The following is a 13038-nucleotide window of genomic DNA, read 5'->3' on the forward strand; positions in this document are numbered from 1 at the left end:
CCCGGCCCGACGCCGGGCCGGGCCACCACCGCCCGGAGCCGCGCCCCACCCGCCCACAGACGATTCCGCGGGCACCGTCCACCAGCCGGGAGCAGACGGTGCCACTCCGCTTCCGGTCCGCGAAATCGCTGGTGCGCGGAGCGCCGAGCGGGAGATCATCCCCGGATGACCACAGAAACGATCACCGCGGCCGCCTCGGGCACCTGGACCCTGGGGGACATGACGGTCAACCGCATCGGCTTCGGGGCGATGCGCATACCCCAGGACGGCCCCGCCCTCCAGGCCGACTCCGTGCCGGGCGACCGCGCGCGGGCGACGGCCGTGCTGCGCCGCGCCGTCGAACTCGGCGTGAACCACATCGACACCGCCGCCTTCTACTTCTCCCCGCTGCGCTCCGCCAACGAGCTGATCAACAGCGCCCTGGGCGGCCGCTACCCCGACGACCTGGTCATCGCCACCAAGGTCGGCCCCCGCCGCGACTCCTCCGGGGAATGGGCCGAGCACGCCCGCACCCCGCGCGAGCTGCGCGGCCAGGTCGAGGAGAACCTCCGCCAGCTCGGCCGCGACCACCTCGACCTGGTGAACCTGCGCGTCCTCGGCACCGACTCCGTCGCCGACCGCTTCGGCGCGCTCGCCGAACTCCGTGACGCCGGGCTGATCCGCCACCTCGGCGTCTCCAACGTCACCCCCGAGCAACTCGCCCAGGCCCGGGCGATCGCCCCGGTCGTCTGCGTGCAGAACATGTACGGCATCGGCGTACGCCCCGAGCAGGACGAGTTCGTCCGCTTCTGCGGCGAGCAGGGCATCGCCTTCGTGCCCTTCTACTCGATCGCCGCCGCCGGACGCGAGCACGGCGCCGGCGCCGCGGAGAGCGAGGAGCTGGCGGCCGTCGCCCGGGCCCACGGGGCGAGCACCGCACAGGTCCGCCTTGCCTGGACCCTGCACCGCGGCCCCCACGTCCTGGCCATTCCCGGCACCGGCAACCCCCGCCACCTCGACGCCAACGTGGCCGCGGGCGCCCTGCGTCTGACCGAGGACGACCTGGCCCGCCTGGACGCCCTCCACCACGCGGAGGCCTGAACGCTCGCCGGGGCGGGCGGGCGACGGCCCGTCCTCCCGGCGGCGTCCGGCACAATCGGCGGATGAGCGATGAAGCCCCCCGCGACCCCGTGCCCGGATCCCCCGACGACCCCTATCTCTGGCTGGAGGACGTGACCGGCGAGGCCGCCCTCTCCTGGGTGCGGGAGCGCAACGCCGAGACGGTCGCCGCACTGACCGCCGACCCCGCGTTCAAGGTCCTGGAGCGCGAGGTGCGCGAGGTCCTCGACGACGACGGACGGATCCCCTACGTCGTCCGGCGCGGCCCCCACCTCTACAACTTCTGGCAGGACGCGGACCACCTGCGCGGCGTCTGGCGCCGCACCGGCCTGGAGGAGTACCGCACCGACCACCCGGACTGGGAGACCGTCCTCGACCTGGACGCGCTCGCCGGGGCCGAGGGCGAGAAATGGGCCTGGGCCGGCAGCAGCGTCCTGGCCCCCGGCCACCGCCACGCCCTCGTCATGCTCTCGCGGGACGGCGCCGACGCCTGTGTGGTGCGCGAGTTCGACCTGGAGACGCTGGAGTTCGTCGAGGACGGCTTCACCGTCGAGGAGGCCAAGACCCGGGTCGGGTGGATCGACCGCGACCACCTCTGGATCGGCACCGATTTCGGCCCCGGCACCCTGTCCGCCTCCGGTTACCCCCTCCAGGTCCGCCGCTGGCGCCGCGGCACCCCCCTGCACGAGGCCGAGCTCGTCCACGAGGGCCGCCCCACGGACCTCTCCGCCACCGGCTGGCGCGACCACACCCCGGGCTTCGAACGGGACTTCGCCGTCCGCAGCATCGACTTCTGGAACCAGGAGCTGTTCCTCCTCCCCGAGGACCCCGCCGCCCCGCCGGAGAAGATCGACGTACCGGACGACGCCGTCACCGACGTCCACCGCGAGTGGCTCCTGGTCAACCCCCGCTCGCCCTGGCTCGGACACCCCGCCGGCAGCCTCCTCGCCTTCGGCTTCGACGCCTACCGGGCGGGGGACAGGAGCCCGCAGGTCCTGTTCACCCCGGACGAGCGCACCGCCCTCGCCGGCCACAGCTGGACGCGCAACCACCTCATCCTGCGCACCCGCGCCGACGTCTCCTCCCGCCTGGAACTCCTCACCCCCGGACCCGGCGGCTGGACCCGGGCGCCCCTGGGCGGCGTACCGCCCCTGTCGACGGCCACCGTGACCTGCACCGACCCGGACGAGAGCGACGAGTACCTCCTCGACGTCACCGGCTACCTCCAGCCCTCCACCCTCTACCGCGGCGAGGCCGGGACCGACGGCAGCGAGATCCTCAAGCAGGCCGCCGCCCTCTTCGACACCGCCGGACTCACCGTGAGCCGGTACTTCGCCACCTCGCCCGACGGCACCCGCGTGCCCTACTTCGTCATCGGGCCCGAGGACCGCCCCGGCCCTGGCCCCGCCCTGCTCTACGGGTACGGCGGCTTCGAGATCTCGATGGTCCCCCACTACAGCGCCGTCACCGGCCGCGCCTGGCTCGCGCGCGGCGGCACGTACGTCGTCGCCGGGATCCGGGGCGGACGCGAGTACGGGCCCGCCTGGCACCAGGCCGCCCTCGGCGCGAACCGGGTCCGGGCCTACGAGGACTTCGCCGCCGTCGCCCGCGACCTCACCGCCCGGGGCATCACCACCCCCGCCCAGCTCGGCATCGAGGGCGGCAGCAACGGCGGCCTCCTCATGGGCGCGATGCTCACCCGCGAGCCCGAGCTCTTCGGCGCGGTCGTCGCCCACGTCCCCCTGCTCGACATGCTCCGCTTCCACAAGCTCCTCGCCGGAGCCAGCTGGACCGCCGAGTACGGCGATCCCGACGACCCCGCGGACCGGCCCCACCTCGAAGCCCTCTCCCCCTACCACCGGATCCGCACCGACGGCCCCCCGTACCCGCCGCTGCTCCTGCTCACCTCCACCCGCGACGACCGCGTCCATCCCGGACACGCCCGCAAGATGGCCGCCCGGCTGCGGGAGGCGGGGCACCCCGTCCTCTTCCACGAACACCTCGGCGGCGGCCACTCCGGAGCCACCGACCACCAGCAGACCGCCTTCAACGAGGCACTCGTGCACACCTTCCTCCGGGAGCACCTGACCCCGCCGAGGTGACCGCCCGGCGCGCTGCCCCGTCCGCCGCGCCCGGCCTGGTGGAATGGACCGGCCGACGGCACGCACCGGGCCGCCGGCCGGGCGCGGAAGCGGAGGACACGTGTCGGAACGCGACGGCCACCCGGCCGGCCGGGCCCCGTACCGGGCGCCGTCGCCGGCCGAGACCCTGGAGGCGATCGGCACGGGCGACGACGAGGCGGCCACCTGCCGGGAGCTGGCCGCGCTCCTCCTGGGCACCCTGTGCGACGCGGCGGCCGTCGACCTCAACACCGAGGGCCGCACCGAGCGCGTCGCCGCGGCGGGAGACCTCCGCCTGCTCCGCGCCCCCGTACGGGGGCCGTCCGGACGGCCCGCCGTCCGCGCGGTCGACGAGGGCCACCCCCTGCGCAGCTGGACCCTCGGCCCGCACGGCGCCCCGGTGCACGGCCTCTCCACGGCGCTGGCCCGGCACGGCACCTCGTACGGGACCCTGATCGCGGTGCGCACCGGCGCCGCCTTCACCGACCGCGAGGCCGCCGCCGTGCACTTCGCGGCGCGCGTCGCGGCCGTGCACCTGCGCCACGCCCGCCGGCTCGCCGCCACCGAGCGCGTCGCGCTCGACCTCCAGCGGGCCCTCGTCGCCGACCCGGGCCGGCCCCACCCGAACCTGCTGATCGCCGGCCGCTACCTGCCGGTCGGCACCAGCGCCCTGGTCGGCGGGGACTGGTTCGAGACGGTCCGGCTGCACTTCGGACGGACCCTGCTGGTGGTCGGCGACGTGATGGGCCACGGCCTGGACGCCGCCGTGGACATGAACGCCTACCGCTCCACGCTGCGCGAGGTGGCCGCCACCGAGCTCGCCCCGCACCGGGTGCTGCGCCAGCTCGACACCCTCGTCGCCGACGACGCGGCCCGCCGCCCCGCGACCTGCCTGCTCGTGCGCGTCGACCCGGCGCGTGGCACCGCCCTCTTCGCGAGTGCCGGCCACCTGCCGCCCGCGGTGTTCGCCGCCGACGGCACCGGCCGGCTGCTGGACGTACCGGTCGGCCCGCCGCTGGGCACGGGCCTGGGCGGGTACGAGTCCGTGGCGCACCCCTTCACGGAGCCGGAGACGCTGGTCCTCTACACCGACGGGCTCGTCGAGCGGCGCGGCGAGGACATCGACGCCTCCCTGGCCCGGCTGACGGCCCTGCGCCTGCCGGCCTGCGCCGGAGCGGCGGAGGCGGCGGACGCGGTCGTGGCGGGCCTCGACGCCCGCCACGCCGAGGACGACGTCGCGGTCCTCGCGGCCCGCATCCGCGCCCGGCCGGCGCACCCGTGAGGCGGCCTACGCGCGGGCGCGGGCGATGAGCAGGGCGACGTCGTCGTGCGTGTCGGGGCGGCGCAGGGCGGACAGCAGCAGGTCGCAGGTCTCCTCGATCGGGCGGTGCGGGCCCGCCAGCAGGTCGGTCAGGGTCAGCAGCCGGGTGTCGATGTCCTGGTCGCGGGTCTCGACCAGCCCGTCGGTGTAGAGGACCAGCTCGTCGCCCTGCTCCAGGGTGAAGGCGGTGGTGTGGAAGGGGATCCCGCCGACGCCCAGGGGTACGGCCGTCGTCAGCTGGAGCAGCCTCGGATGGCGTCCGTTGCGCAGGTGCACGGGCGGCAGGTGGCCGGCTGTGGCGATGTGGCACAGCCGCGAGTGCGGGTCGTACACGGCGTAGACGCAGGTGGCCATGGCCTCGCCGAGGTCGGCGGTCGCGGCGTCGAGGTGGGTGAGGACCGTCGCCGGATCGAGGCCGAGGCGGCCCAGCGCCCGGGCCGTGGCGCGCAGCTGTCCCATGGTGGCGGCGGCGTTGATGCCGCTGCCCATCACGTCGCCGACGACCAGCGCGGTCCGGTCGCCGGTGAGCGGGATGACATCGAACCAGTCGCCGCCGGTCTCGTCGGCCGCCCGGGCCGGCTGGTAGCGGTAGGCGATGTCCAGTCCGGGGGCGTCCGGCGGGTGCTGCGGCAGCAGGTGGCGCTGGAGGGCGAGGGCGGCGTGGCGCTGGCGCTGGTACCAGCGGGCGTTGTCGATGGACACCGCGGCGTGGGCGGCCAGTTCGGAGGCGAGCAGGACGTCGTCCTGGCCGAACGGCGCGGGGTTGCGGGCGCGCTTGAGGTCGAGGGTGCCCAGCACCTGGCTGCGGGCGATCAGCGGGACCGCGAGGTACGAGTGGACCCCCGCCTCACCCAGCAGCCGGGCGGCCTCCTCGTCGCGGGCGATCCGCGGCAGGTCCTCCGGCGTGACGTGCGGTACGAGGACGGGCCGGGCGGTCTGGGCGCAGCGGGTCACCAGCCGGTCGGTGCGGTACAACGACACGTCCCCGACGGGGTCGGCGGCGTCCTCGGCGGGGGTGCGGTAGCCGGCCTTCACCGCCAGAGCCCGGAAGCGTACGGCCCGCTCGTCCGGTCCGTCGCCCGGCCGGCCGCCGGTCAGCACGGTGTCGAGGACGTCGACGGCGGCGATGTCGGCGATCTCCGGCACGGCGACGTCGGCCAGCTCCCGGGCGGTGATGTCCAGGTCGAGGGTGGTGCCGATGCGCACCGAGGCGTCCGCGATCAGCGACAGGCGGCGCCGGGCGTGGGCGGCCGAGACGGCGGCCCGGTGCTGCTCGGTGACGTCCACGACCGACACGGCGACGCCGATCACCCGGGAGGCCTGGTCCTCCAGCCGGTAGATCGACACCAGCCAGGCGCGCTCGCGCGTGTCCCCGGAGACCCGGCCGGTGGTGAAGTCGTCCAGGACCGGCACGCCCGTCTCCATGACCTCGTGCATCCGGGCCTCGACCGCGGGCCCGTCCAGGAAGGGCAGTATGTCGCCGATACGCTGCCCGAGGTGCCGTTCGGACGGCACTCCGTTGAGCCGTTCCAGGGCCGGGTTGACCAGGACGTAGCGCAGGTCGACGTCGAACACGGCCAGCCCGATGGGGGACTGGTCGACCATCCGGAGGGAGAGCGCCAGGTCGCGCTCGACCCGGCGCAGGGTGGCCTGCTCGGAGGCGAGCCCGAGCGCGTACGTCCCGCCGTGGTCGGCCTGGAGCCGCATGTTGCGGAACTCGACGACGACCGTGTGCCCGTCGCGGTGCCGCATCGGGAAGGACCCCGCCCAGGCGCCCTCGCCCGCCATCACCCGGGCGAACAGTCCGAGGACCTCGTCGCGGTTTTCCTCCTCCACCAGCAGCGTCGCCGCGAACCGGCCCAGCGCCTCCTCGGCCGGATAGCCGAACAGGGCGGCGGCCTGCGGGCTCCACAGGCGGATGCGGCCCTCCGAGTCCAGAACCACCGCGGCCACCCCGAGGACGTCCAGCAGGCCGCCCGCCGAGGGGGTCCCGGCCGGCGGGGACGGAGCGGGCCGGGGGGCAGGGGGCTGCTCCCCGGGGCCTTCGGCCGGCGGAGCGGGCTTCGCATCGGCCATCACCGGCCTCCTCACCCGGACGGTGCTCCTTCCATGCTGAGCCCCCGCATCCGGCCCGGCGACCCGGCGGGGGCCATCGGGGCCGCCGGTGAGGGGCCGGGGCACCGCCGCGCCGTGCGGTGTCCCGGCCGGCCGGTCAGTGGAAGAGCATGGAGGCGCCCCCGGCCGCCGTGGTGACGGAGCCCGGGCACAGGAAGCTGCCCGAGACCTTGGTGGCGGTGAAGGCGCGGTTGACGTACTTCCCGGTGGTCCCGTCGCGGTCCCACACGAGGTTCGAGGCCTTGTAGCGGCAGGAGACGAAGCTCTGCTGCCCGGTGATGTCGATCAGGTCCGTCCGGGCGGTGGCGGCCGCGTCGTCGAACGTGAAGGCCGGGTTGTTGTTGAGGGTGGCGGTGATCCCGCCGTTGCAGGCGAGGTTCCCTCCGGGCTTGTTGATGCTGGTGCGGTCGACGGTGAGGGCGGTGGGGGGATTGGCGCTGGTACGGGCGTTGGTCCAGGTGCAGGTGTTGCCCGAGACCACGATGACGCCGTCAAGCAGCTGACCGGCGGCGGGGCCCAGGGCGGCGGCGCTCGTCACACTGCCGACGGTGGCCGCGAGGGCCAGGGCCGCTACGGCGAGTTTCGCGCGGTGCATCATGTCGCTCCTCCGTGACACGTCCTTGTGGGGGTGTGGTGCGAGGGCGGTACCGAGTGCGCCAGGGAGCGTCCCACAGGGTCCTCGAGAAGTCATGAGCGATGTCATGCCCGTGTCAAGCATGGCCGGAATGCGGCGGTCCATGATGCGGGGCCGCGGAGTGGGTCAGGGAATGTCCGTGTCCGCCGGTTCGGCCTCGTAGGCGTGCGGCGCGTCGCCCTGCCACTCGATCAGGGCCGGGGTGCCGCCGAGGACCACCTCGTCGGGGTCCGGCACCTCGGCGCGGCGCAGGAACTCGATGACGTCGGGGTCCGAGTGCGCGACGCCCAGGACCGTCTCGCGGCCTCCGGCGCGCAGGCTCACCCGGCGGCCGCCCGACGGGGAGACGCGGTGGACGACGATCGGCGCGTGCTCCATCCCTCCACCCTGGATCCGGCCAGGGGCGACCGCATCCGGACGCGCCGCCGTCTGACTGCCCGCCGGCCCCTCCGCCTGCCCGCCCGTCCCGGGCGGCGGCCCGGCCGCTCCCCGGACGCCGTCCGGTGTGACGCCCCGAGGAAAGATCATGGGATAGTCGGAGTGCCGCGCCGGCCGTCCGGCGCGGAGATCCGGCCGTGCGGTCCGACCAGGGGGAGACAGACAGTGGGGACGACGGGAGCCGTGGAGATCACCTCCGAGGCCGAACTGAGGGACCTGCTCGGCCCGGTGGAGCCGGTGGCCGCCGCGAAGGCGCGGCCGTCCCTGCACGAGCACCACCGGCAGTGGATCGCCCGGTCTCCGCTCTGCCTGCTCGCCACCTCGGCCGCCGACGGCAGCTGCGACGTCTCCCCGAAGGGCGACCCGCCCGGCTTCGCCCAGGTCCTCGACGACACCACCCTCGTGATCCCGGACCGCCCCGGCAACCGCCGCGCCGACAGCTACCGCAACATCCTGGCCAACCCGCGGGTCGGCCTGCTCTTCCTGGTCCCCGGCCGGGGCGACACCCTCCGCGTCAACGGCCGCGCCCGGCTGCTGCGCGACGCGCCGTTCTTCGACACGATGACAGTCAAGGGCCACCGGCCCTCGATCGCTCTCCTCGTGGAGACCGAGGAGATCTACTTCCACTGCTCCCGGGCCTTCCTGCGCTCCGGGCTGTGGCGGACGGAGACCTGGGACCCCGATGCGGCGCCCTCCCGCGCGAGGATCTCCAAGAGCCTGGAGAAGACCGACCGGCCGCTGGAGGAACTGGAGGCCTACTACGGCCCCCGGTACGCCCAGAACGACCTGTACGCCTGACACCGCCCCCGCGCCCGTGCCCGGGGGCGGGGCCGCGTGGCAGGCTGGAGCCATGTGCGGCCGTTACGTCTCCACCCGCAGCCCCGAAGACCTGACGGGCCTCTTCGGCGCCCTCCCGCCCGGCCCGGACCTGGTCCTCCCGCCGAGCTGGAACGTCGCCCCCACCGACACGGTCTGGGCCGTGCTGGAGCGCGCCGACCGCGAGAGCGGGCTCCTGGAGCGGCGGCTGCGGCCCCTGCGCTGGGGGCTGGTGCCCTCCTGGTCGAAGACCGCGGACGGCGGCGCCAGGATGATCAACGCCCGGGTCGAGACGGTGGGGGAGAAGCCCGCCTACCGCCGGGCCTTCGCCAAGCGCCGCTGCCTGCTGCCCGCCGACGGCTTCTACGAGTGGGAGGCAGTCCCGGCCACCGCGACTGCGAAGGCCTACAAGCAGCCGTACTTCATCAGCCCGCAGGACGGCGCGGTGATGGCCATGGCGGGCCTGTACGAGTTCTGGCGCGACCCCTCCGTCGCCGACCCGGACGACCCGGCCGCCTGGTGGGCGACCTGCACCGTCATCACCACCGAGGCCACCGACGCCGCGGGCCGCGTCCACCCCCGCATGCCCCTGGCCCTCTCCCCGGCCCGCTACGACGCCTGGCTGGACCCCGCCCACGAGGACCCGGCCTCTCTCCGCGCCCTCCTCACCACCCCGGCCGACGGACTCCTGGAGGCCCGCGCGGTCACCACGGCCGTCAACAGCGTCCGCAACAACGGCCCCCACCTCCTCACCGACGCCCCCGCCCCGCCGGGCGCGTAGCCGTTCCGGGCGCCCGGCGGGTTTCAGGAGAGGCCGAGTGCCTCGCGCAGGGCGGACGCCGAGGTGAAGACGTGGCCGTGCAGGCCGAGGGCGCGGGCGGCGCGGACGTTCTCCTCGCGGTCGTCGACGAACAGGACTGCGTCGCCCGCGACGTCGAGCTCGCGCAGGCACCACTCGTAGGCGGCCGGGTCGGGCTTGGCCCGGCCGATGCGGCAGGACAGGGCGCGCACCCGGAAGTGCGCGAGCCAGGGGTGGTGGCGCTCGTAGTGCCTGGCCAGCTCCTCCGGGATGTTCGACAGCAGGGCGACCGTGCGCCCGGACGCGGCCAGTTCCCCGATCAGCGCCACCATCTCCTCGTCCACCGCGCTCCAGCTCGCGACGTCGGCCTCGACGAGCGCGGCCGTCCGGGCCACGTCGAAGCGGGTGCCGAGCGCATGGGCGACCAGGCCCCAGTAGCCGGGGCCGGTCACCCGGCCGGCGTCGTAGGGCGGCCGCAGGGACCAGTAGGCCTCCCAGAACGGCGCCTCGGGCACGGCGGCCGTCTCGACGAGCCGGGTCTTCCCCGCCGGGGACTGCACCCGGGCGATGACGCCGAACAGGTCGAAGAGCAGGGTCCCGGGGGTCCCGTCCGTCTCGCTCATCCCGTCACACCTTCCGTACGGTCACGCCGGCCGCCGCCAGCGAGTCGGTCGCGTCCCGAGGGGCCGCCTCGTCGGTGACGACGGCGTGCAGCGCGGAGGCCGGCAGGACATGGGCGAGGGCGGTGCGCGAGAGCTTCTGCGACTCGGCGACCGCGACGACCCGGCGGGCCGAGGCGATCGCCGCCCGCTTGACGGCGGCGTCGGCCAGGTCGTAGGCGGTGAGCCCGTCGGCCGCAGTCAGACCGCAGCAGCCGATGACGGCCGTGTCGAAGCGCAGCGCCGCCAGGGAGGCCTCCGTCAGCGGACCGGTCAGAGCCAGCTCGCCGCGCCGCGGCGCCCCGCCCGGCAGCAGCAGCGTCAGCCGGGGCGCGTCGGCCAGGGCGTTGGCGGCGTGCAGCGACAGCGGCATGACCGTCATTCTGCGCGGGTGCAGCGCACGGGCCACCTCCAGGCAGGTGGTCCCGCTGTCCAGGACGACCGACTCCCCGTCCGCCAGCAGGGCGGCGACCTCGGCGGCGAGGCGCCGTTTCACCTCCAGGCCGTCGCGGGCGCGCAGCGGGAAGGGGACCTCCTCGCCGCGCAGCAGAAGGCTGCGGGCTCCGCCCCGGTAGCGCTCCAGCACCCCCTGTTCGGCCAGGGCCTCCAGGTCGCGCCGAATCGTCATCTCGGAGGCGCCGGTGAGCTCCGCGAGCTCGGCGACGCTACGGCTGCCACTGGCGCGCACGGCGTCGGTGATCTGCCTCAGGCGGTCTGCACTCATACCCCGATTGAACATTCAGAGTGTTTGAAAAGCAAGTTTCGAACATGCAAGGTGTTTGTTATGTTCGAAACCATGAAGATCGGGAAAGCCGCACCGACGGCCGCACTTAGGAGGGCGCGGGGGGCCACCACCGCCTGCTTCGCCCTCAACGGATTCGTCATGGGGATGTGGATCGTCCACATCCCCGCGGTGGAACGGCGCACCGGCGTCGGACACGCCCTGCTGGGCTGGCTCCTGCTGCTCCTCGGCGCCGGGGCCTTCGCCGGGATGCGGCTCGCGGGCCCGCTCGCCGACCGCCTCGGTGCCCGCCTGGTCGTCCCCGCCGGCGCGGGGCTGTGCAGCGCCGCGGTGGTCCTGCCCGCCCTGGCCGCCGGCGCCCCGGCCCTGGGCGGGGCCCTGCTGCTGCTCGGCTTCGGCAACGGCTGCCTGGACGTCGCCATGAACACCCACGCCGTCCAGGTCGAACGCGGATACGGGCGGCCCGTCATGTCCGCCTTCCACGCCGTGTTCTCCGTCGGCGGCGTGCTCGCCGCCCTGGCCGGAGCCCTCGCGCTCGGCGCCGGCCTGCCCACCGCCGTCACCCTGGGCGCCACCGCGCTCGCCGGAGTCCTCCTCGCGCTCCTCCTCGCCCCCGCCCTCCTGCCGAAGGAGCCCGCGGCCACGCCCGCGCCGACGTCCGCCCGGACCCGTCGCCGTACGCCGCCGCGCATCCGGACGCTCGCCGTGCTGGCCTTCGTCCTGATGCTCTGCGAGGGCGTCGCCAACGACTGGAGCGTGCTCCACCTGCGGGACTCCTTCGATGCGGCTCCCCCCACCGCCGCGCTCGCCTATGGCGCCTTCGCCACCGCCATGACCGCCGGCCGCCTCCTCGCCGACCGCGTCGCCGCCCGGATCGGCCCGGTCGCCGTCCTGCGGCGCGGCGCCGCACTCGCCGGGAGCGGGCTGGCCCTGGCCGTCGCCGCGCCCGCCGTCCCCGTCGCCCTCGCCGGCTGGACCCTCTTCGGCGCCGGCCTCTCCGGCTGCGTCCCGCAGCTGTTCAGCGCCGCCGGCCACGCCGATCCGGACGCCGCCGGCGCCAACGTCTCGCGCGTCGCGGGACTCGGCTACCTGGGCATGCTCGCGGGCCCGGCCGTCATCGGCCCGCTCACCCGCCTCGTCCCGCTCGGCCCGGCCCTCCTGCTCCCCGTGGCCTGCTGTGCCTTCGCAGCCCTGGCCGCGCCCGCACTCCGCCCGACCCCAGGCTCGAACGCCTGTGTGTCACGCAATAGTTTGACTTGAGAGTCGTTTCGACGAAAGTCGGACAATCATGTGGCCGGTATGGGAGGGTGCTGCACGCGGCGGCGCACCATCGAGCGCGGCCGTCACTGGGGAGGTCACATGCCTGGATCACTGCTGCGTAAGTCCCGTTCCGTGCTGGCGGGCTCGCTCATGGCACTGGGGGTCGTCGGCCTCGGTGCCGCCCCGGCCAGCGCCTGGTCGGGCGGGAACGTCTGGGTCAACTTCGGCAGCTGGAACTGCCCGGCCGGCGGGTCGGTCGTCGGCGTCTACTGGGCCGTCGACACCTATTCGAGCGGGCCGGCCGGCGGGGACTGGGGCGACAACGTCATCTACCCGCGCGTGCGCGTGGGTTCGGGCGCGTTCAACACCCTGAGCTACCAGACGATGTGCAAGAAGTGGGGCTGGTACACCTACCGCGGCGTGGTGTCCCAGCGCACCCTGACCCCGTACAAGTCGGGCCTGAGCTACACCTACTGACGCGGGGGCCTCAAGGCCGGCGGCGTCCCCTGTCCGAGGAGGGGGCGCCGCCCTGCCGTTCGGCGCCGGGGTCCGGGTCACCCCGGAGGCGGGGCGGCGGCTGCGGGGGGCGGCTCGGCGGACGGGTAGTTCTCGCCGAGCACCGTGTCGAACAGGGTGCTCACGTCGCGGGCGGTCAGACCCTGTTCGCGCGCCTCCCGTATCCACTCCCCGAGCCGGGTCCGCAGCGGCGACTCCGGAGCGGTCTGCGGGCTGGCGAGGGAGCGGGTGATGAACGTGCCCGATCCCTGGCGCACCTCGACCAGGCCGGAGCGCTCCAGCTCCCGGTAGGCCTTGAGGGTGGTGTTGGGGTTGACCTTCGTGGTGGCGGCGACCTGCGCCGCGGTGGGCAGCTTGTCCCCCTCGGCCAGCGCCCCCATGCGCAGCGCCTGTTCCACCTGCCGGACGATCTGGAGGTAGGCGGGCAGGCCGCTGCGGCGTTCGATGCGAAACACGACCACGGTGCCGCCTCCTTGATCATCGGGGATTCCGGTCCAGCCTAGGGGGTGTCCGGGCGGTG

General features: G+C 74.8%; 13 protein-coding genes. 7 read left to right on the top strand and 6 right to left on the bottom strand.

Annotation, left to right across the window (positions count from 1 at the left end; all coding sequences use genetic code 11):
• The first annotated feature begins 165 nt into the window (after positions 1 to 165).
• The 3 genes from ACFY15_RS19250 (at position 166) to ACFY15_RS19260 (ending at position 4500) form a co-directional block, all read left to right on the top strand.
• Positions 166 to 1080 carry an aldo/keto reductase gene (locus ACFY15_RS19250; RefSeq protein ID WP_390686414.1) on the top strand — a complete coding sequence of 305 codons (915 nt, stop codon included), beginning with the start codon at positions 166 to 168 and terminating at the stop codon, positions 1078 to 1080.
• A gap of 62 nt (positions 1081 to 1142) precedes the next feature.
• A complete protein-coding gene (locus ACFY15_RS19255; RefSeq protein ID WP_390686413.1) occupies positions 1143 to 3200 on the top strand; it encodes a prolyl oligopeptidase family protein in 2058 nt (685 codons plus the stop codon).
• Between the two features lie 100 nt (positions 3201 to 3300).
• The gene (locus ACFY15_RS19260) at positions 3301 to 4500 is read left to right on the top strand and encodes a PP2C family protein-serine/threonine phosphatase (protein ID WP_390686412.1); all 1200 of its coding nucleotides are present in this window, start codon (positions 3301 to 3303) and stop codon (positions 4498 to 4500) included.
• 6 nt (positions 4501 to 4506) lie between these two features.
• On the opposite strand, the gene ACFY15_RS19265 is transcribed toward ACFY15_RS19260, so the two are convergent.
• The 3 genes from ACFY15_RS19265 to ACFY15_RS19275 all read right to left on the bottom strand — a co-directional run bounded on the left by ACFY15_RS19265 (position 4507) and on the right by ACFY15_RS19275 (position 7666).
• Complete coding sequence (locus tag ACFY15_RS19265) at positions 4507 to 6615, bottom strand: SpoIIE family protein phosphatase (RefSeq protein WP_390686411.1); 2109 nt, start codon at positions 6613 to 6615, stop codon at positions 4507 to 4509.
• 136 nt (positions 6616 to 6751) lie between these two features.
• Positions 6752 to 7252: a hypothetical protein gene (locus ACFY15_RS19270; RefSeq protein WP_390686410.1), complete on the bottom strand. Its 501-nt coding sequence runs from the start codon at positions 7250 to 7252 to the stop codon at positions 6752 to 6754.
• A gap of 162 nt (positions 7253 to 7414) precedes the next feature.
• Positions 7415 to 7666, bottom strand: a complete 252-nt coding sequence (locus ACFY15_RS19275; RefSeq protein WP_390686409.1) for a hypothetical protein — start codon at positions 7664 to 7666, stop codon at positions 7415 to 7417.
• Positions 7667 to 7891: 225 nt separating this feature from the next.
• On the opposite strand from ACFY15_RS19275, the gene ACFY15_RS19280 reads away from it, so the two are divergent.
• Positions 7892 to 8524, top strand: coding sequence for a pyridoxamine 5'-phosphate oxidase family protein (locus tag ACFY15_RS19280; protein WP_390686408.1), 633 nt, complete (start codon positions 7892 to 7894; stop codon positions 8522 to 8524).
• Positions 8525 to 8576: 52 nt separating this feature from the next.
• The gene (locus ACFY15_RS19285) at positions 8577 to 9323 is read left to right on the top strand and encodes an SOS response-associated peptidase (protein WP_390686407.1); all 747 of its coding nucleotides are present in this window, start codon (positions 8577 to 8579) and stop codon (positions 9321 to 9323) included.
• Between the two features lie 23 nt (positions 9324 to 9346).
• On the opposite strand, the gene ACFY15_RS19290 is transcribed toward ACFY15_RS19285, so the two are convergent.
• Both ACFY15_RS19290 and ACFY15_RS19295 read right to left on the bottom strand, forming a co-directional pair.
• Positions 9347 to 9964, bottom strand: a complete 618-nt coding sequence (locus ACFY15_RS19290) for an HAD family hydrolase (RefSeq protein WP_390686406.1) — start codon at positions 9962 to 9964, stop codon at positions 9347 to 9349.
• A 4-nt stretch (positions 9965 to 9968) separates the two neighbouring features.
• A complete protein-coding gene (locus ACFY15_RS19295; protein WP_390686405.1) occupies positions 9969 to 10724 on the bottom strand; it encodes a DeoR/GlpR family DNA-binding transcription regulator in 756 nt (251 codons plus the stop codon).
• 72 nt (positions 10725 to 10796) lie between these two features.
• Here ACFY15_RS19295 and ACFY15_RS19300 point away from each other — a divergent pair, with 72 nt between their 5' ends.
• Together ACFY15_RS19300 and ACFY15_RS19305 are read left to right on the top strand one after the other, a co-directional pair.
• Complete coding sequence (locus ACFY15_RS19300; RefSeq protein ID WP_390686404.1) at positions 10797 to 12002, top strand: MFS transporter; 1206 nt, start codon at positions 10797 to 10799, stop codon at positions 12000 to 12002.
• Positions 12003 to 12101: 99 nt separating this feature from the next.
• Complete coding sequence (locus ACFY15_RS19305; protein WP_390686403.1) at positions 12102 to 12479, top strand: hypothetical protein; 378 nt, start codon at positions 12102 to 12104, stop codon at positions 12477 to 12479.
• A gap of 77 nt (positions 12480 to 12556) precedes the next feature.
• On the opposite strand, the gene ACFY15_RS19310 is transcribed toward ACFY15_RS19305, so the two are convergent.
• A complete protein-coding gene (locus ACFY15_RS19310; RefSeq protein ID WP_390686402.1) occupies positions 12557 to 12979 on the bottom strand; it encodes a GntR family transcriptional regulator in 423 nt (140 codons plus the stop codon).
• Positions 12980 to 13038 lie beyond the last annotated feature (59 nt).

Source organism: Streptomyces sp. NPDC001373 (assembly GCF_042895815.1).
Taxonomy (GTDB): Bacteria; Actinomycetota; Actinomycetes; order Streptomycetales; family Streptomycetaceae; genus Streptomyces.